The sequence below is a fragment of the Nocardia violaceofusca NBRC 14427 genome, from assembly GCF_963869435.1.
Lineage (GTDB): Bacteria > Actinomycetota > Actinomycetes > Mycobacteriales > Mycobacteriaceae > Nocardia > Nocardia aobensis.
The window spans coordinates 33,041-53,256 of sequence record NZ_CAWMPM010000024.1 but is presented as its reverse complement, the minus strand read 5'-3'; the positions used below and the strand labels follow the sequence as shown (position 1 = coordinate 53,256).

Sequence of the window (20,216 nt, the reverse complement as noted above, 5' to 3'; positions counted from 1 at the left end):
CCAAATCCGCGCGCCGAACGATGTGTTTGCAGACTGGTCCACGCCTGTTCGGGCGACCGCCCGGCGGGGCACCGAATAGGATTGACCCACAAAGCTATTCGTGGCATGGATACGGCGAATCCAAGTCACAGCAAACGTACACAGCGACCGGACAGCGGAGGGGAGTCGATCATGGGGGCACTACTCCCCACACTGCAGGCCAGTCGGCTGCGGGAGGGATTGACCGACTACCTCGCCACTACTTTCGCTCTGACCGATGCCGATACCAAGGGTGCGCTGGTCGACTTCATCGATCATCCGCGAGATGGGATGTTCAAAGGGCCCTATGTGCGGTTGCGACTGCCATTCGCGCAGGCCACGGGCAACTGGGGGATGCATCTGGACTGGCTGCCGCCAGGGTGGGTGCCCTACGGGCACCAGGCCAAGGCGTTCGAGCGGCTGTCGACGAAGTTTCAGTCGAGGCCGCAGCCGACGCTGGTCACCACCGGCACGGGTTCGGGTAAGACCGAATCGTTCCTGATTCCGATCCTCGATCACGTGCTGCGGGCGAAGAAGGCCGGCGTCGCGGGTATGAAAGCGCTGATCATCTATCCGATGAACGCTCTCGCCAACGACCAGGAGCGGCGTCTGGCCGAGCTGATCATCAAGAATCCGGAGCTCTCGGGGGTGACGGCCGGGCTCTACACCGGCGAGGCGTCGTCGAGTTCCCGAACACTGGTTTCGGCGGACGGGCTGATCACCGACCGCCGGATCATGCACGATTCGCCGCCGGACATCCTGCTCACGAACTACAAGATGCTCGACCACATGCTGCTGCGCCCGGATCGGGCGCCGATGTGGCGGCAGTCGGCGGAATCCCTGCAGTACGTGGTGCTCGACGAATTCCACACCTACGACGGTGCCCAGGGCACCGATGTGGCCATGCTGCTGCGGCGCCTCGGTTTGACCATCAAGTCGTATTGGACCGCGGACTCGGCTGTCACCGACGCGGACCGCGCGCGTCCACTGGGGCGGATCACCCCGGTCGCGACATCGGCGACGCTCGGCTCCGAGAAGGCGCCGACCGCGATGCTGGACTTCGCGCACACGGTTTTCGGGGAGGTTTTCACCGCCGACGCCGTGGTCGGCGAGACCAGGCTGACGCCGGACGAATGGCTCGCCGACCGCAGTCCCGCTCTCGACCATCTGTATCGCCCGATCCGCTATCCGGCTTTGGACGAGGCGAATCTGCGCGATCTGGAGGACCGGGTCAACGCAGCGCCGAACAATACCGCGGCGACCGCACTGATTCTGGCGACATTGTTCGAACGGGTGGGCCTCGAAGGAGGGCTAGGCGAGCGCGCCTCGGATCTGCGCAAGCTCGGCGATACCGAACTTCTCGACCTGTTGAAAAGCCACGACCTGTTCCGGAGCTTGCTCCGCACGAGCGTGCAGGCGGTTTCGCTGGCCGAGCTGGCCGACACCGTCCTGGAGACCACCACCAGCACCCGGGAGCAACCGCGCGATATCGCTCGCCGGCAACGCTATCTCGACTATCTGTTCGCGGCGTTGTCGCATCTGCGCGCCGGAATCGGGCGCAGTGCGCTGAACGTCGATGTCCACCTGTGGGTTCGGGAACTGTCGCGCATCGACCGAAACCTTGCCGCCGCCACCGTCTTTCACTGGGCCGACGACGGCGCCGTCGATACGCCCGGGACCACCTATCTGCCGGCCGTGTACTGCCGGCACTGCGGACGTTCCGGATGGGGTGCGCGGCTGGCGCCGACCGGTATGACCCTCGATGTCACCGACGAGGATATCCGCCGGCAGCATGCAGCCGGAGGCCAGCGCTTCCGCGCGCTGATCTCCGCACCGGTCGAAGCGCAACTCGGCAAGGATGTCGAAGGCCTGCGGTGGCTGCATGTCGACGAACGCGAAATCACCGACGACACACCGGATCCCGAAGGCCCCGAAGTTCTGGACGGGCGGGTACTGCCGATCCTGATCCTCACCGGACCCGACGCCGAGGACAACTCGCAGAAGGATATGTGCCCGGCCTGCCGGTCCGCGGACGGAATCCGGTTTCTCGGAAGCGCGGTGGCCACTCAACTCTCGGTCGCGCTGTCGAGCATGTTCGGCGATGCCGGGCTCGACGCCGCCGAGAAGAAGGCGCTGATGTTCACCGACAGCGTGCAGGACGCGGCCCACCGTGCCGGATTCGTGCAGGCACGCTCACATACCCTCAGTCTTCGGTCGACGCTCCGAAATGCCCTCGGCACAACCCCTTCCGGCACTGGGCTGGTGCCGCTGACGGATCTGTGCGACGCGGTGATCGACCGGGCGCAGTCCGATGTCATGCGGCGGTATCACCTGCTGGCGCCGGATATCGTCGAACGCGACGAGTTCCGGGCATTCTGGGACGACAGGACCCCGTCGGCCGCACGGACCAAAGCACTGCGCTTGGTGCGGAAGCGACTGCAGTTCGATATCAACCTCGAGTTCGGTTTGCAGTCGCGGCTGGGGCGCACCTTGGAGCTCACCGGAAGTGTTGTCGCGGAAGTAGATCTGGGAGCACCGGAACGAGTGCTTCAGTTGGGCATGCTCGCGCTCGGCAATACCGAGCACCAGCTGACCTTCGCCGAGATCGATCCCGCCGCGGTGACCCAGTGGGTACGCGGGACCGTCGAGCGCATGCGCACGCAGGGTGCGCTCGCCCATCCCTGGCTCGACAAATACATCGCCAAGGATGCGAACCGGCGGTGGGTGTGGGGCGGGCGGCCCAAACACGAAGGGATGCCGGCATTTCCGAAGGGCCGACCAGCGCCGGCTTTTCCGGCCCTCGGCTCCCGGACGATCCCCGAAGGTTTCGACGCGATCACCTCCCCCGCCTCCTGGTACGCCCGCTGGGCCAGTAAATGCCTGGGCGTCTCGGCCTTCGAAGGAGGTTTCGCGGCCCGGGCATTGTTCGCGGCGCTGGCCGAGCAGCGGATCCTCACCACGACGACGAGCGAGAAGGATCTCACCGTCTATCAACTGGGTTCGGCGTCGGTCCTCGTCGGCGCCACCGAGCTGGAAGATCTGGAGGCGGGGGGAAACCTGCTCACCTGCGATGTGTGCCAGACACCGAACCCCGGAACCGCCACGGTCACAGCACAACTCGACGGCGCATGCTGCCTGCTCGACCGATGCCCCGGAACCCTGCACCGCACACCACGCGGTAAGAACTTCTACCGCAAGCTCTACGACGACTCGGAGATGAAACGCGTCGTCGCCCGCGAGCACACGTCCCTGCTGCCCACCGATGTTCGGCTGGAATACGAAACGAAGTTCAAACAGGCGGTCTCCGATCCCACCGCGCCCAACGTGCTCGTCGCGACCCCGACGCTGGAGATGGGCATCGATATCGGTGATCTGTCCACGGTGATGCTCGGGTCGATGCCGCGCACCGTGTCCTCGTACCTGCAGCGCGTCGGCCGCGCCGGACGTCTCACCGGTAATTCGCTGGTGCTCGCCTTCGTGCGCGGACGGGGTGAACACCTGCCGAAGCTGTACGACCCCACCTCCGTCATCCAGGGAGAGGTGCGTCCACCGGCCACCTTCCTGACGGCCGAGGAGATCCTGCAACGCCAGTACGTCGCGCATATCATCGACAAAATCGCGCGCGAACCCGGTGCGGAAGACCCCATCGAGGCCCGGACAGTGGTGGGCACCTTCGACGAAGGTAGTTGGATGGCAAGGCTTCTCGCCCTCGCCGACACCGAATCGAAGCAACTGCTGGACAGCTTCCTAGCCCAGTTCGAGGGTCTGCTCGACACCCGCGCGCAAGAGATCTTGCGCACCTGGGCGACCAGCGAGACAGACGGTGCGCCCAGCGGATTGGTGTCACATCTGCGGGAAGTGGTTCATCGCTGGAATCGCGACGTCACCGAACTGACCAACCGGCGCAAGGCCGTCGACGCGGCCATACCCGAATTCGAGAAGCGTGCCGCCTCGCCCGCGGCCACGGACGACGACCGGCGTGAACTACGCACGGCCAGAGGGACTTTGCGGTTGCTCGGCCGGCACATCAAGGATCTGACCACCGAGCATTGGGTCGGTGTTCTGGAACGCTACGGCGTCCTGCCCAATTACACACTGCTCGACGATTCGGTAACTCTGGATGTCGGAATCACCTGGATCGATCCCGACACCAATCAGTACGCCGGAGACACTCACAGCTATCAGCGCGGCTCTCGAGTCGCACTGACCGAATTGGCGCCGGGCGCAACGTTTTACGCGCAGGGCCTGGCGGTACAGATCGACGCGGTCGACCTCGGCCCCGGTGAAGCGAATATCCATACCTGGCGAATGTGCCCGCAATGCGGGTGGGCCGGCATTTCCCATGCCGCCGACGCCAGCCCGCCACCGGCGCACTGCCCGCGCTGCAACACCCCCGCCATCGCCGATGTGAGCCAGCAGCTCCAGGTCGTCGAGATGTCGCGGGTCTCGGCGGAGGTTCGCCGGGACGAAGCGTCCATCAACGATGCCCGCGACGATCGCAAGCGCGAATCGTTCAACGTCATCACGGCCGCCGATATCAATCCCGACGATGTGGCGCAGCGATGGTTCGTCACCGACCGTGATTTCGGCGCGCAATACTTGCAGCGCATCGACATTCGCTGGCTGAACATGGGAAAGCGGACCTCCCAAGGCGGTAAGCGCGAAATCGCCGGTCAGGAAACCACCAGCGCATTGTTCCGGGTGTGCTCGGGCTGCGGCCAACTCGATCGCATCGCCGGCCACAACCGCACCCACGAACATCGGAGCTGGTGCAAATTCCGCAACGCGACCGACGAGAAGCACGTGCGCGAGATCGCGCTCGCTCGCACCCTGAACACCCAAGCTGTACTGCTGCACGTCCCCAGTTGGCTCAGATACGACTCGTTCACCTACCCGAGCCTCAAGACCGCGATCCTTCTGGGTCTTCGGGAGGTTATCGGTGGGTCGCCGGAACATCTGGATGTCGCGATCATCCCCGATGCCCTGCATGCGCCCAGTCAGCAGGCCCTACTGATCCATGACACCGTGCCGGGTGGCACCGGATATCTCGCCGAGTTCGCCGACGCCGCGAAGGTGTGGTCGGTGCTGAGGGCAGCGCGGGAGGTCGTTCACACCTGTGAATGCGCGGAGCAACAGCGCCTTGCCTGCCACAAATGCCTGCTGCCCTTCGCCGCACCCCACGAACTCGACCACGTGTCGCGTAAGACCGCCGCACGGATTCTCGATGAGCTGCTCGGTGTCGAGCAGGAATCGGAACCGGTATGGAGTGATTGGGAGAACGTGCTCACCACCCAGCAGCCGCGGCGGCGGGTCGAGAGCGACGAGTCGGCGCTCGAGGGCAGGTTCTACGTCGCCTTCCTCGAGCGACTGCGGAATATGGGCGCGACGATCAAGGAGACGCCCGGCACCTACAGCCCCGCGGCGACGATCACGATGCCGGGCAAGGTGATTCGCACCTGGAAACTGAAACCTCAGGTGCGGATGGAGAACAGTCTTCCCGACTACGAACTCAGCACATTCGATTCGAGCGTTCCGATCATCGCCATCTTCGCCGATGGCCGCCGCTTTCACGCCACACCCGGCAACAATCGCGTCGCCGACGATGCGTTGAAACGGGAAAACCTGCGGACCGCGAACCACATCGTGTGGTCGTTCGGCTACGACGATGTGGTGCGATTCGAGGAGGGCACGCCGGCAACTCCGACGTGGTATTCGCAGAGAATGGCCAAGGCCACGATGCAGCAGGGCAACCTGCGGCCCGCGCTGCTCAATTTGATCACCGCGGACCCGATCACCCAGCTGCTGGAGTTCATGCAGGACCCCGACTTGGAGGCGTGGGAAGCCGTCGGGCACTGGCTGCCGATGATGTTCATGGGCAAGAACAGAACCCCGGGCGATCTGACCGCCGTGGTGCCGTGGGCTCTCGATCTGCTGGACGGGCGGACGCCGTCGGTGCCGGACGGGAACTACGCGTGCTGGTCCTATGCCGATGGGCCCCTTGCCATTACCGCCGCCCTGCGGACCGATACCAAGACGATGCACGCCGTGCTTGCCCTCGACGATCGCGACGAGAAGCTGGAGACGCTCGACGGTCAGGCGTGGAAAGAATGGCTGCGACTGTCGAATTGGTTCGGGCTGTGCGACAACCACACCATCACCACACGGAGCCTGCTCGCCACCGACGTGCAGATTCCGAAGGAGCAGCCGGCGCTCACCGCATCGGCATTGTCGCCGCAGTGGCAGCAGGTCTACGGCGAGGCGTTCTCCCCCGCCGAGAAGGAGTTGGTGCTCGCTCTCGCCGCCGCCCAGACACCGCTGCCGGTCATCGGCGGCGAGAACGACGACGGTTATGTCTTGGACATCGCGTGGCCGCAGCAGCGGGTCGTGATGTTCTTCGACACCGAATCCGAAACCGCGCGGCTGATGGCGGAGGACGGTTGGACCGTCTGCCCGCCCGACCCCGGGCAAATCGTTGCGACGCTGAACACGAACGGGGTGAAGTAATGCCGTATATCGTCATGGCGACCAAGACCAAGGCCATGGGTAAGCTCGATGGCTCCGTCAAGCGCAAGGTGTACGACTTTCTCGAGAAGCTCCAAAACGACGACGCCACACCGGGATTGCATATCGAGCCCATCAAGGGAGCCCGCGATGCGCGGGTCCGGACCGGGCGGGTGGATCTGAACTATCGGGCTATCCTGTTCCGCCTCGATCCCGAAGGCGGCGACACCACCTACGTCTACATGGGAACGTGGAAGCACGACGAGGCCAACAAGCTCGCCGAGCAGTCCACATTGCGGGTCAACAAGATCAACGGCACGGTCGAGGGCATCATCGGGGAGATCGACGGTGCCGTCGAAAGGCGTTCCCCGTTCCCCCGTTCCGAAGCTCGCGTTGCCGCCGCAGCCGACAAATCCTCCTACCTCGCTGATGCCGGGTTCACCGTGACCGACCTCGTCGATCGGCTGGGACTGGATCCCGCCCTCGCCGAGCGGGCGTTGACAGCGGCCGATGATTACGCGATCAATGAGATCGCGGCCGCCGTCGACGGATGGCAGGCGGATGCGCTGCTGGACCTCGCCTGCGGCACCTCCATCGACGACATTCGTGAAAAGTACTCGTTCACCGACGTTTCCGCGGACGAGACGTTGGACGAGGACAGTCGGATCGTCGCCGCGCTCGATCGGCCCGCCTCGCGGATGCAGTTCACCTACATCGACGACACCGAAGAACTTCGCCGGGTAATCGAGGGCGGCGATTTCGCCGCATGGCGCACGTTCCTGCATCCCGAACAGCGCACCTACGTGGAGAAGGATTTCAACGGTGCGTTTCGGCTGTCCGGCGGCGCGGGCACGGGTAAGACCGTCGTCGCGATCCATCGCGCGCACCGGCTGTGGAAGAACGACCCGCAGGCGCGAATCATCCTGACCACGTTCAACAAAACGCTCGCCAAGGGGCTCGAGGCGGATCTGAGAATTCTCGATCCTGGCGTCACCATCGCACAGCGTCCCGGCGATCCGGGGATCTATGTCGCGGGTATCGATAAGCTCGCCAACGACATCGTGAATCGAGCGGGCGATCTGACCGCGGCCACCATGGCGATCTTCGGCGCGCCCGTCGATGTCGCCTCGAAACGCACAGTCCAGGACCGCGTCTGGCGTGAGATCGTCCATTCCGGCGGCAGTGGTCTCGACCAGCGGCTGGCCACGCCGGCTTTCCTCGAAAACGAGTACGTCTCAGTTGTTTTGGCCAACAAGGTCACGACACCGGAACAGTACCTCCGGGTTGCGCGCGCCGGGCGCGGCGTACGGCTGAGCCGGGCACAGCGCATCGCGGTCTGGAAATTGATCGAAGCGTTCCGCCGGCACAGCCGAACCGACGGCAGCCTCAGCTTCCCGGAAATCCTGGCTATCGCTGCCGAACACCTGACTCTCGAACAATCGGCCGGCCGATCCTTCGTCGCCGACCACGTGCTCGTGGACGAAGCCCAGGATCTTCATGCCACTCACTGGGCGCTGCTGCGCGCACTCGTGCCCGAGGGCCGCAACGATCTGTTCATCGCCGAAGACTCGCATCAGCGTATCTACGGGCAGCCGGTTGTCTTGGGGCGGATGGGAATCAAGATCGTCGGCCGTTCGCGCCGCCTCACCTTGAACTACCGGACCACCGCGCAGAATCTGAACTTCGCGGTCGGAATCCTCTCCGGCGCCGACTATCACGACCTGGAGGAAGGCGAAGAGTCCACGCTCGGCTACCGCTCCGCCCGCCTGGGACCCGACCCCGATCGCCACCAATGTTCCTCCCTCGCAGATGAATTGGACTACGTGGCACGGATTGTCCGACAGTGGCTCGACGAAGGAACCGAACCCGAAACGATCGCGGTGCTTACCCGCGGCCAGAACGAACGCACACAGTTCGTTCGGGCACTCGGCGAACGAGGGATCGAAGCCCGCGCACTCGACGACAATCCGGCGACGACTGGGCACGTCCAGGTGCTGACCATGCACAGGTCGAAAGGCATGGAGTTCTCGCGGGTCATCCTCGCCGGGGTGGACGACGCCCATGTCCCGTCGCAGGCGGCCCTGCGGACCGTCCCGGAAGAAGAACGGGCGGAGGCGGAACTGCGGGAGCGGTCACTGCTGTATGTGGCGGCGAGCCGGGCTCGGGACGAGCTGGTCGTGACGTGGAGCGGGCAGGCCTCGGCACTCCTCGGAGCTGGGTAGGTTCGGGCGGCCCGGCATGCCGGACGCCTGGCCTACCCAGGTGTGATCTCCCACGAGCGCCGCCCATCCGGCTGATGTGAACTCGACGGCTCTGTTAGAGCCTGCTTTTCCGGAAACTCGTTGACAATGTTTTCACCCTAATCTACGTTATACAACGAATCGCAGCGGGCGAGCCGCCCGGATGTCCGCCGACACTCGTTGACCCGAATGTTGGCTCGTGCCAATCGATTCGGAACGGAAAGCAGGACCGATGAATATCAGGCAGATCGCATCCAGCACAGCTCTGGCCGCCATCGTCACCGGCGCCACAGCCATCGCCGCTACGCCGGCGCATGCCGACCACATCGGCGGATCCGCGGTGGGCGTCTCCACAGCAACTGCATACTCCGACACAGCGGAACCGAACACGGCAACAACTCCCGCGGCCATCGAATCCATTGCGGCCGGCTGCACTTACCTACCGGGCCAGCCCGAGCCTCTGGCGATCTTGGAGCGCAACCAATCGATGGGACTCGGCCTCGCGTTCGGCCTGCTGGCAGGTGCGGCGGCAGGAGCCGGTTCGAGCGCCATGACTCTGGGACTCGCTGCGCCCCTTACCGTTCCGCTCGGTATGGCTATCGGAGCCGGAACCGGCGCCGCCCTCGGCTACAACGCCTATCAGGCACCGGCGGGCTGCGTTCCCGGTCGATAAGTGTAGGTCGGCAAACTGGGCCCCGCTGGTCGAACCGCCCCTCGGCGGCCGAATTCTCGATAGACTTCTACCTCTCGCGTGTTCGGCGAGTCTGCGTTCCTCGCCTGTGCGACATAAGCATTCGTATTGATCGGGGGATCTTTTATGCAGAGCACACCATCCACGGTCGAAGTCTCCGACATCGACGCAGAGTGCCTGCGCGACCTGGTATCCGACGAGATCTCCGCCGACATGTCGGTCCAACCAGACGCAGCTGCAACGATATTGGCAGCCTTCCCCGACACCGCCCCCGCCGGCCCCGGCTCCGGCGGTGTACTGGCCGGAATGTTCCTGCGATCGATCACGGTGAACGGCTTCCGAGGTATCGGACCGAAGACAACGCTGGACCTCCAGCCCGCACCCGGCCTAACGCTCGTCGTCGGCCGAAATGGCTGCGGCAAATCCAGTTTCGCCGAGGCCGCGGAGTTCGCGATCACCGGCGACAACAAGCGATGGTCCGACCGCGGCCGAATCTGGCGTGACGGCTGGCGGAATCTGCACGACGGCGAGGCACCAGCCATCGAAGTCGAACTGCAGACCGAGTCCGCAGAGAACCCGCTCACCATCACCGGTACCTGGGGCGCCGGAGCGGGACTCGACGACGGCAGCTGGACCACCCGCCGCAAAACAAGTGAGCCGATGCCGTTGGACCGCGACGACCTTGCCCGGCCGCTGGAATTGTTCCGTCCATTCTTGTCCTACAGCGAGCTGGGCTCACTGATCGACGGCACGCCGACCGCGATGTACGACGCGCTGCACCGCCTGCTCGGTCTCGACGATCTCAGCGTCGCGCTGCAGAACCTACAGCGGCGACGACTCGAGATCGACAAAGCCACCAAGGAAGTCAAACAAGGCAAAGAGGCTTTGCTGACGGAATTGTCGGCCGTCGACGACGACCGTGCGCGCGCGGTCTTCGAGCTGCTCGACCGGCGCATCAACAACCTGTCTGCCATCTCTCAGGCGGTGCTCGGTGCCGAAGAGGATGCTTCCGGCCCCGCGACGGCCCTCAGCGGCATTGCTGCGCTCGGGCTCCCCGACTCAACTCTGCTGGCGGAAGCCACCGGCCGTCTCGACGCCGCCGTAGCACAATTGACCAGTGCGGCGACAGCAGAAGCCGACGCGGACACCGCGATTCTGGAGATCTTGGACCTCGCCGCCACCTACGCCGCCGACGATTGCCTCTGCCCGGTATGCGGGGAAGGGCAACTCGACGCGCAGTGGAGGGAGCGGACGGGTCAGAAGATCGCCGACATCCGACGGCGCACCGCCGACCTCGCGGCGGCCAGGCGCGCGCACAACGCGGCGGTGCCCGAGGCACGCAGCCTGATTCAACCTGTCCCACAAGCACTGTCGAGTTGCCCGATCGATGCCGATGACACGCTGCGAGAGTGGCGGGCATGGGCGGATTTGCGCACCGCAGATGCCGCACAACTGCCGACACTGATGCGCGACCACTACCAACGACTCACCGTTGCGCTGTCGGACCTGCAGGGGCGAGCGCGCGCCGAGCTGTCCCGCCTGGACACGGTCTGGGCGCCATTGGCGGTACGGATCGCCGCCTGGGTGGAGCGGGCTACGTCGACCGCAACCGCGGCCGATGAACTGAAGACCGTGAAGGCTGCCGAGGCATGGCTCAAGAATGCCGCCGCCGGTCTGCGTACCGAGCGCATGCGACCATTGGCCGAGCTCTCGCAACATATTTGGACCACGCTGCGTCAGCAGAGCAATGTCGAGCTCGGTGGAGTCGTGCTGACGGGCAGTGCGCAGCAGCGCCGGGTGAGCCTGGATGTGACGGTCGACGGTGTGGCCGGTGCCGCGCTCGGAGTGATGAGCCAGGGCGAATTGCACTCGCTGGGGTTGTCGCTGTTCCTGCCGCGTGCCACGGCGGCGCAGAGTCCGTTCCGGTTCCTGGTGATCGACGACCCGGTTCAGTCCATGGATCCCGCCAAGGTCGACGGGTTGGCCCGAGTGCTGGACGAGGTGGCGCGATCCCGGCAGGTAGTCGTTTTCACACACGACCTGCGGTTGTCCGAAGCCGTGCGCCGCCTGCACATTCCGGCCACCATTCTCGATGTACAGCGGCGGGAGCGGTCGGTGGTGGAAGTCCGGGTGTCGGTCGACCCGATCCGCCGCAACCTCGCCGATGCCCGCGCATTGCAGTCGACGCCGCGGTTGCCCAAGGACGAAGCCAATGAGCTGATCGCATTGTGCTGCCGACAAGCGATCGAGTCCGCCAGCACCGCAAAAGTCCGAAAGATACTGGGTGAGAACGGCCTCAGCCAGATCGCCATCGACGAGCAGCTCGCGGCGGCCGAACGAACCAAACAGAAGCTCGCACTCGCCCTATTTCTGGACCGATCGAAAGAAGCCGCAGCCCTCGCACGCCTGGACCGGGAACTTGCCCCGTGGGCATCGTCGGTGATCGAGGCGTGTAATCGCGGCGCGCATGGCAGCACCCGCGGCGACCTCGAAGACCTCATCAACCGCGCGGAGAGGATCACGGCATGGCTCAGCAACTGACGCTCGTCCGCTCCAGGCTCGGCACTGCCGACATGCTCATCACCGACGCCACGGCCGACCTGGACGGCCTCTGGCCTAGGGCATCAGCATGGATGTTGCGCATTGCCGTCGAGCACGCCATCGACGAACTGTGGAAATCGGTATCGCCACGGATGGCCTCGGTAACGCGGCGTGCCCAACTGCTGGTTCTTCCCAAGTACATCGGTGCGCAGGCTGCCGGCGAGGCGCGTGTCCTGTGGGCGGAGCTGTCGGTCGTCACTCATCATCACGACTACGAACTGAACCCGACCGTGCAGCAGTTGCGGCGGTGGCAAGAAAGTTCCGAGCGTGTAGTGGCAGCGATCGACGCGGCAGTGTGCGCACACACCGGCACGAGCCGGTAACCGTTGCGCTACAACGTGTTCTACTTCGTCGCGTCAACCGCAGGCGTGAGATATCGGGACACGCGGGTAGCGATTGCGTCTGTCACATTTTCAGGTCATCCGCCGATGTCAATTGGGGTGATCGCCGGAGCGCATCCGGGCGCGGCCGAGCCTACGAAGAGTTCTGGGGCATAGAGGAGGTAGAGGTGGCGCAAACCGCGCTGTGGGAGGACACCACCGCAGTGGAGTCCGGGCTGACCGTTCAGGTTCTGACCCAACCCGCGATCAATCTGGCGCTCGTCCACAACGGCGTGCCGCTGATCTCCGGAATTCGTGTCACGAACAATTCGGGCTCGTCGGTGGTCGATATGACCGTGACCGTCCGCCTGCACGGCGACGGTGCCGAACTGACCCCGGCATGGCAGCGGACCTACGACGGTGACCTGTCCGACGGCGCGGACGTGTTCTGGGACGATTTCAGCACCTTCGCGCCGCAGACCTCCTACCTCCGGGAGCTGAACGAAAGTCACCCAGCGACGCTGAGTGTCACCGTGACCCGAATGTGGGGACCCGACGTCCATCTCACGGCGCCGATCCGGGTTCTCGCACACAACGAGTGGTTCAACTCGCCGATCTTCTACGACTCGCTTGCGGCGTTCGTCCAACCGAATACCAAATCCGTTCAGTCGGTTCTGGATGATGCCGCGGAGCTTCTGCGTACCAACACCGGGGATTCCTCGATCAGCGGCTACCAAGCGGGCCCGGAGCGAGCCGCGCTCATTGCCGCCGCGATCTACGAGGTCCTGCGCGCACGGCGCATCCGCTACATCAACCCTCCTGCTTCGTTCGAGGCGACCGGACAGAAGATCCGCACCACCGCAGGCGTTCTCGACGAGCGGTTCGGCACATGCATCGATCTCTCCGTGACCTATGCGGCGTGCCTCGAGGCATCGGGTCTGCGCCCGCTCGTGTGGTTGGTGACCGGTCACGCCTTCGCCGGCTTTCTGCGTGAAGAAGTGAACTTGGCTCATCCGTCCTTGACCGAGCGGAACGCTCTCGTCAATCTCGTCGAGTCGGGTATCGCCGTGCCGGTCGAGGCGGTCTTCTACGAGGAGTCGTCGAAAGGCAGCTTTACCAGCGCCATAGCGACGGCGCGACAACACTTCAGTAACCCCGAGGCACTGGCTGGAGTTGTCGACATCGCTGCTGCCAGGAGAAGCGGTGTACGCCCCCTGCCCAGCACCGATGACGTCGCCGCCGCGGCTTCCCCCGAGCCGACGAAAATCGGCGGAATCGTTCTGGACTTGCCCGATGAGCTTCGGGCTCAGAATCAGAACGACGAAATCTTGGACACGACCGACTCCGCTCCGGCACGCGTCCGAAAGTGGAAGCGATCGCTCCTCGACTTGAGCACCCGCAACAGGTTGCTGAACCTGAAGGCGTCATCTCAGGTAATCGACTTGCATGTCCCCCACAACGGCCTGCCGATCCTCGACGACATCGTTCATGCGGGTACTCCTCTTACACTGGCGCCACACGACGACCTCGCGTCCATTCATCAACTCCAAGGTGCGCGGCGTGCCGCCGAGATCGACCCGGATGTACTGCGGGCGTATCTCTCCGAGGACCACCAGCTGTACGCCGCCGTTCCGAACACCGCCTACACGCGCAGGTTCAAAGAGCTCGCCCGGACCGCACGGACGCTGTTCGAAGAAACCGGCAGTTCGAACCTCTACCTGACGCTCGGCGCGCTCGTCCACCACACGAGCACGGGCGCCGAGGCGCGGGCTCCGCTGTTTCTTCTGCCGGTGAAAATCACTGGCGGTACGGGACGTAAACCGTTCCAAATCAGTACCAACACAACCGAAGTCGCGAGTCCGAACTACTGCCTGGTCGAGTGGCTGCGTCTGAAGCACAACGTTTCGATCGAGGCACTCGAAGCACCGAAAACGGACGACAGCGGAATCGATATCGTCCACGCCCTTCGCGGGATCCGGAGCGCTCTGGTCGAGAACAACATCGATCTGCGGGTGGATGAGGTCGCAACGCTCGCCATCTGCCAATTCGGTACGTTCGGCATGTGGAAGGACCTCAGCGACAGCTGGGAAATCCTCGAGCAGAGTCCTATCGTGCGGCATCTGACGCATCATCCGGGCGAGTCGTTCCATGACCCGAACTCGGACGGTGATGCCGGTCTGGAGCACCTCGAGGTCGACGAAAGTACTGTGCCCGTGCCGATTCCGGCCGACGGCTCACAGCTCAGAGCGATCGCGCTCGCCGCGGCCGGCCGCACATTCGTCCTCGAAGGCCCGCCCGGAACAGGTAAGTCCCAGACGATCACGAATTTGATCGCCCACGCCTTGGGGCAAGGCAAGACCGTTCTCTTCGTTGCAGAGAAGCAGGCAGCGCTCGACGTCGTGAAACGGCGCCTCGAACGGGTGGGTCTGCAGAATTTCACTCTCGACTTGCACGGCAAGAGTCAGAGTCCCAACATGATTCGCGATCAGCTCAAGGCGGCGATCGACAACTCCATCCGCTACAACGAGCGCACGTGGGACGCCCGGCTAGCGGACTTTCAGGCGAGGCTCGCACCCCTTTCCGACTATCCGAGAAAACTGCATCAGCGCAACGGTATCGACTATTCGCTTTGGAGCGCCTTCGAGGAGATCCTCGAGACCGGCGACGGTCCGGTAGCCCCCATTCCGATTTCCTATGTCGCTCGCCCTTCCGAGAACTGGTCGGCGGTCAAGGCTGCCCTCGACCTCTTCTCGCGGGCGGCCCGTCCTCTGGATATCGCTCCCGGTGTGCCGTGGGCTCTGGCAGGCGCCATTCCGAGCTCAGTGGGCGCGGAGCAGATCGCGCCTGCCATGCGTCGGTTTGCCAACGCAGTCGATGCCGCGGAAGCGAGCGATCGCGTGCGGTCCCTACTGGCGGCCATCGACGGCCCTGAGCAGCTCGTCTCCTTGATCGAACCGGCAATGCGCCAGCTCGGTCGACCGGTTCCGGACGCGTCCACGCTTGCTTGGATGCGCGGCCCGCAATTCGCCGGCTCGCTGAAGGCGCTGATGGCGGAAATCGAACAGCTGCAGCGAAACTGCGCTCCGCTGCTGGCGAGGTTTACGCCGATTTTCGTCGAAACCGGTGATATTGCCCCCATGGTTGCCGAGGCCGAAGACTGCGACAAAGGGATGTTCGGCCGGAAGAAGAAGGCCGAGCAGTTTCAGCGCAACATGGCTCCGTTCGCTCAACCAGGCGCCGATCTCGCACCACAGAGCGTCCTGCCCCTGCTGCGGGCGATCCCTGGTGCGCGCGAGCACGTTTCGCGAACTCAGACACTCGCCGGGGAACTGCTCGGACCCTTCATGCCGGCGCGCTGGAATCCCCTCGCCCCCCGCAGCGCGGAAGAACTGCGGCCGATCTTCGACTACATCGCCGCGACGCTCCGATTCATCGACTCTTCCCCCGACGAGTGGCGTCTGCTCGAAACTACGGGTTTCCCGGCCGATCGAGAGATCGGGTTGCTCGAGGAAGTGAGCGACGCGTGGACCCAGTTGCGACAGTGTCTCGGCACCACCGACGACGATGTGACCCGCTGGCGTAACAGCGAACACTGGCTCACCGCGTGGAAGCGCACGAGTGGCGAACTCATCGAAGACGCCGAGCTTTTCAATGCGCGGCACCTGCTCGACTGGTCCAGGATGTCCAGCTACCTCGCACCCCTGCGCCGCGCAGGACTCGACGAGTTCGTGGAAGCACTTCTGACCGCGCGCATTCCGGCGGCCGACGCAACGGCGGCCTTCATTCGTGGAACCGCTGCTACATCGCTGGACGAACGTCGCCGATCGACCGGCATGAACAACTTCCTTTCCGACCTTCGCGATGGCGAAATCGACGACTTCGTGCGCGCTGCGGAGTTGCTGCGAGACGAACAGGTCAAGGCCCTTGCTGCAACGCTGCTCAAGCGGCGGCCCTTCCAAGCCGGTTCGCTCACCGGCGAGGTCGGGGAACTGCGACGTTCCCTGGACAGGAAGCGCGGCGGCCTCAGCTTCCGGCAATTGATGAACAAATACGCCGATTACATTCTGGCGGCCACCCCGTGTGTTTTCGTCAGTCCGGCCTCGCTCGCGAAGTTCATAGCGCCCGGTTCCGCGACGTTCGACATCGTCGTATTCGATGAAGCGTCGCAGGTGACCGTGGCGCAAGCGATCGGCGCCCTGGGTCGCGGTCGGTCGGCCGTCATCGTCGGCGACTCGCAGCAGATGCCGCCGACCTCATTCGGTCAGGTCACCGCGTCCGATGACGACGACGCGCACGAGGAGGGCGAACTCGCCCCGGAGGATCTGGACAGCATCCTCACCGAATGTGTCGAGTCGGGCGTTCCGCGCCTGTGGTTGTCGTGGCACTACCGCAGCCAGGACGAGACACTCATCAGCTTCTCCAACCAGAAGTACTACGAGGGGCGGCTCGCTAGCCTGCCCTCCCCCGGCGGAGACAGCACCGCGGGCGTCGAATGGCGACGCGTCGCCGGGCAGTTCAACCGCGAGGATCGTGGCCGTGAGCACCGCACGAATCGTGTCGAAGCAGAAGCCGTGGTCGAGGAGATTCGAACCCGTTTGGCGACACCACATCTGGCGCACCAGAGCATCGGCGTCGTGACGTTCAACGCCCAACAACGCACTCTCGTAGAGGACCTGCTCGATGAGTGCGACGATCCGCTCGTCCGCGAGAATCTGCGGCCGAATGCCGAAGAAGGCATATTCGTCAAGAACCTGGAGAACGTTCAGGGTGACGAGCGCGACGTCATCTTGTTCACCACCGCCTTTTCGACGAAGCCGGGCGAGACACAACTACCGCTGAACTTCGGCCCGCTCAGCCGGTCGGGCGGCGAAAAACGCTTCAATGTCGCGATCACCCGAGCACGCCGCAAGGTCATCGTGTTCACCTCGTTCGACCCATCGCACATCGACCTGTCCCGGACGAAATCCGTTGGTATGGCCCACCTGCGCGGTTACCTCGAAATGGCGTCGCACGGACCGAGCTCGGGTGAACACCCCCGCGACGGCCTCGGGCTCGACCCCATTCAAAGAGACATCTGCGCCGGACTGCGCGAGCGTGGCTACGAGGTCGAGACGAACTACGGGCTCTCCGACTTCGTCCTCGACCTCGTCGTACGCGAAACCGGATGTGAGCATTGGCAAGTGGCTATCATGCTCGACGGCCCACGGTGGGCGGAACGGCCGACGGCCGCAGACCGGGATCTGACACCGCGGCTGCTCGAAACGATGATGCATTGGGGTTCGTCGCTGCGGGTGTGGTTGCCGGATTGGATCGACAACCGCAGCGCCGTGCTCGACCGCATCGACGCCGCGGTCGAAACATCGCGCTCGAAATATGAGGCATTCGAAGCCGAACTCGCCGCGGCAGCGGAAGAGCGGGCGGCCCTCATCGCGAAGATGGAAGCGGAGGCCGCGGCCGAAAGCGCGGACGAATGCGGGCAGCTCGATGTGGTAGCCGTTGAGACAGAACACAGTTCGACGGTCGGGTCGGCCTACAGCTCGGTGCAGCTGGATGAGCCGGAGTTCGTCGCAAGCGCACCGATCGCGAGCAGCCTCGGCTCTGCGGCGAATGTTGTGGACAAGCCGGCCGCGCGCGACTGGAACGGCCGCGGCGCCACTTATCTCTCCGCACCGACGACAACGCTCGGCGATCGGACGGATCTCGACCGAACCAACTCGGCGTCGGTGCGGCGCATCATCACCGATGCCGTACGAGAAACCGTGGAGACCGAGGGACCCATCGCTTTGGATCGACTCGCGCGCGTCGTCGCGAATCGGTTCGGCTACGACCGGGTGTCTGCGGCGCGCAAGTCGTTTGTCATCGACTGCGTCCCCACCGAGCTCGTTCACTCCGGCCCGCTCGGCACGTTCGTGTGGCCGCATCAGATCGACAGGGCTACGTGGGCCGGCTACCGCACCACCCCGGATGACATGACGCGCTCTCTGAACGAAATCGCACCGGAGGAGATCGTCAATGCGATGAAGGCGGCCTGCTCGAGTGCGGGACTGGAGTCGGAACCTTTGATGCGCGCGACCATGGCCATCTTCAACCAGCGTCGCCTCGCCGGCGCCAGCCGGGAGCGATTGGAATCATGCATCGCCGCCGGATTGGCGGACGGACCGCTCATCCGAATCGGTTCGCACATACGCCCCGGAGCCTGACAGGCCTCGCACGAAACCGCAGGGCATTTCGGCGCCCATGTGTCGGTGGGAGCCGATACATTCCATCAGAGACCCGAACCAAGAAGGCTGCAGACGCAAATGGGCGATACCGCAACAGGTTCCGATGAGCAGGACCACTCTGAGATTGCAGTAATCGCCGATGAGTTCGGCGCACTGGTCATCGGCAGCGATGATGCACTCACTGATTTCGCCGACGAGTGGGACCAACACAATAGCGTCGAAGTAGGCGAACTACCCGCGGTGCAGATCGGCACGACGCTCGGTTCGGTCACGACCGCGCTGCTCACCACTGGCGCACCTGTGGCCCGCTACCTCCCGGGGGCCGATGTTTGGGAGAAGTCCGGACGACCGCGCCCCGGAACGGTGGTCACCTTCCACCGGACCGTGCGTTCAGCCGAGTCGGGAAAGATTCTGTCGAACACGAGGATTGCTCCGGTAGCCGCGGTACCCGGAGTCGGGCAGGCCGCCATCGCCGCATTGACCGTGCAGATGGCGCTCGAGCAGTTTGCCGACAGGATCATCGCACGTCTCGACAATATCGAGGACAAGGTCGACGACGTACTCCGACTGGCCGCCGCACAACGACTCGGCGACGTATACGGACACCGCCGCATCCTGCAACGCCGCATTCAGGAGCTCGGTTCGGGCGTCGCACTCACCGACACCGATTGGTCGAGTATCGCCGCACTCGGCGCCGACTTGGAGGTCGGAGTCGAGCGACTGCGCCGGCATGCCTTGCTGCTCACCGATCAGCTCAACCCGGACGACTCGGCGGACAAACGTGCCGACCAGCTCGAATCGGCCGTTCACAAAGGACGACTGAAGGAAACGCTGAAACTACTTCTCCTCGCCCAGCATTCGCTGTACTTGTGGCAACGCCTGCGGCTGGAGCGTGTTCGGTCCGCCGAGCTCGAGTATCTCGAACAAACAGCGGCCAGCGCCCGTGCGACCCTCAGCGAACACCTAGAGGCTGACCATGACCTGGCAAGCCGATTGCGCGAGGTACGCGACCGCCATACGGTGCTGCGCGTGACGGAGGTGCATCGGCAACTCGCTGGGCGCAAGCTGACGAAGAACCGAGATGCGCTGAGCCACATGGTCGACTCGTTCATCGAAGCCCGCTCACTCCAGATCGGCAGCTGGGGAGGCGCTGACAACGCCACCATCCGCGAAGCTTGGTCACTGGCTCGAGATCGCACGGTAGCTGCTGCCAATTCGGGCCGACGGCAACTGTCCGCCGGCGCGACTGCGGTCGCGCGATGGGTCGAACCCAAGGACGACTCGGACACGCCCGAACCGCCTGCAACCACACCGCCTGCCGAGGTTCCACATACGACAACGAATTTCCGGCTGCCGACCGACGAGTAGACGGAAGGGTGGAGTGCTCACCCGGGCGAACTCGCTTCCCTCGATCCACCTTCGACAGCAGGCAGTCATGCCGAGCTTTACCGATGCGAGCCGAAACATACTGGTCGGTCAAACTCCGCTTGCCGCAACAGGTTCGACGACATGGCCATCGTGAAACAACCACGTCCCCGCCGACGATATGCGCCAGAGTTGATGTCCGCGTGGGGCAGCACCCACATCACTTTCCGGCCCGTTGGCACTGTCCACGGCCGCACTT

At 64.3% G+C, this 20,216-nt stretch carries 7 protein-coding genes; all 7 read left to right on the top strand.

Going from position 1 to position 20,216, the window contains the following annotated elements; all coding sequences use genetic code 11:
- Positions 1–171 precede the first annotated feature (171 nt).
- Entirely contained in the window at positions 172–6,522 is a 6,351-nt protein-coding gene (locus AC5592_RS19800; protein WP_063065069.1) for a DEAD/DEAH box helicase, read from the top strand.
- Positions 6,522–8,741, top strand: a complete 2,220-nt coding sequence (locus AC5592_RS19795; protein WP_063065068.1) for a 3'-5' exonuclease — start codon at positions 6,522–6,524, stop codon at positions 8,739–8,741. The genes AC5592_RS19800 and AC5592_RS19795 overlap by 1 nt, the downstream gene beginning before the upstream one ends.
- Positions 8,742–8,991: 250 nt before the next feature.
- Positions 8,992–9,432: a hypothetical protein gene (locus AC5592_RS19790; RefSeq protein ID WP_063065067.1), complete on the top strand. Its 441-nt coding sequence runs from the start codon at positions 8,992–8,994 to the stop codon at positions 9,430–9,432.
- Between the two features lie 144 nt (positions 9,433–9,576).
- Positions 9,577–11,991, top strand: coding sequence for an ATP-binding protein (locus tag AC5592_RS19785; RefSeq protein WP_063065066.1), 2,415 nt, complete (start codon positions 9,577–9,579; stop codon positions 11,989–11,991).
- Positions 11,976–12,374, top strand: a complete 399-nt coding sequence (locus AC5592_RS19780; RefSeq protein ID WP_063065065.1) for a hypothetical protein — start codon at positions 11,976–11,978, stop codon at positions 12,372–12,374. The genes AC5592_RS19785 and AC5592_RS19780 overlap by 16 nt, the downstream gene beginning before the upstream one ends.
- A 185-nt stretch (positions 12,375–12,559) precedes the next feature.
- Positions 12,560–18,571 (top strand): anti-phage protein ProA, encoded by a 6,012-nt coding sequence (gene proA, locus AC5592_RS19775; RefSeq protein ID WP_157122045.1) that lies wholly within the window; start codon positions 12,560–12,562, stop codon positions 18,569–18,571.
- A 99-nt stretch (positions 18,572–18,670) separates the two neighbouring features.
- The gene (locus tag AC5592_RS19770; protein ID WP_063065064.1) at positions 18,671–19,960 is read left to right on the top strand and encodes a hypothetical protein; all 1,290 of its coding nucleotides are present in this window, start codon (positions 18,671–18,673) and stop codon (positions 19,958–19,960) included.
- Positions 19,961–20,216: the final 256 nt, after the last annotated feature.

Coding starts and splice junctions, on each gene's coding strand:
- AC5592_RS19800 (WP_063065069.1), top strand. CDS start 172: ATGGGGGCACTACTCCCCACACTGCAGGCCAGTCGGCTGCGGGAGGGA.
- AC5592_RS19780 (WP_063065065.1), top strand. CDS start 11,976: ATGGCTCAGCAACTGACGCTCGTCCGCTCCAGGCTCGGCACTGCCGAC.
- AC5592_RS19795 (WP_063065068.1), top strand. CDS start 6,522: ATGCCGTATATCGTCATGGCGACCAAGACCAAGGCCATGGGTAAGCTC.
- AC5592_RS19790 (WP_063065067.1), top strand. CDS start 8,992: ATGAATATCAGGCAGATCGCATCCAGCACAGCTCTGGCCGCCATCGTC.
- AC5592_RS19785 (WP_063065066.1), top strand. CDS start 9,577: ATGCAGAGCACACCATCCACGGTCGAAGTCTCCGACATCGACGCAGAG.
- AC5592_RS19770 (WP_063065064.1), top strand. CDS start 18,671: ATGGGCGATACCGCAACAGGTTCCGATGAGCAGGACCACTCTGAGATT.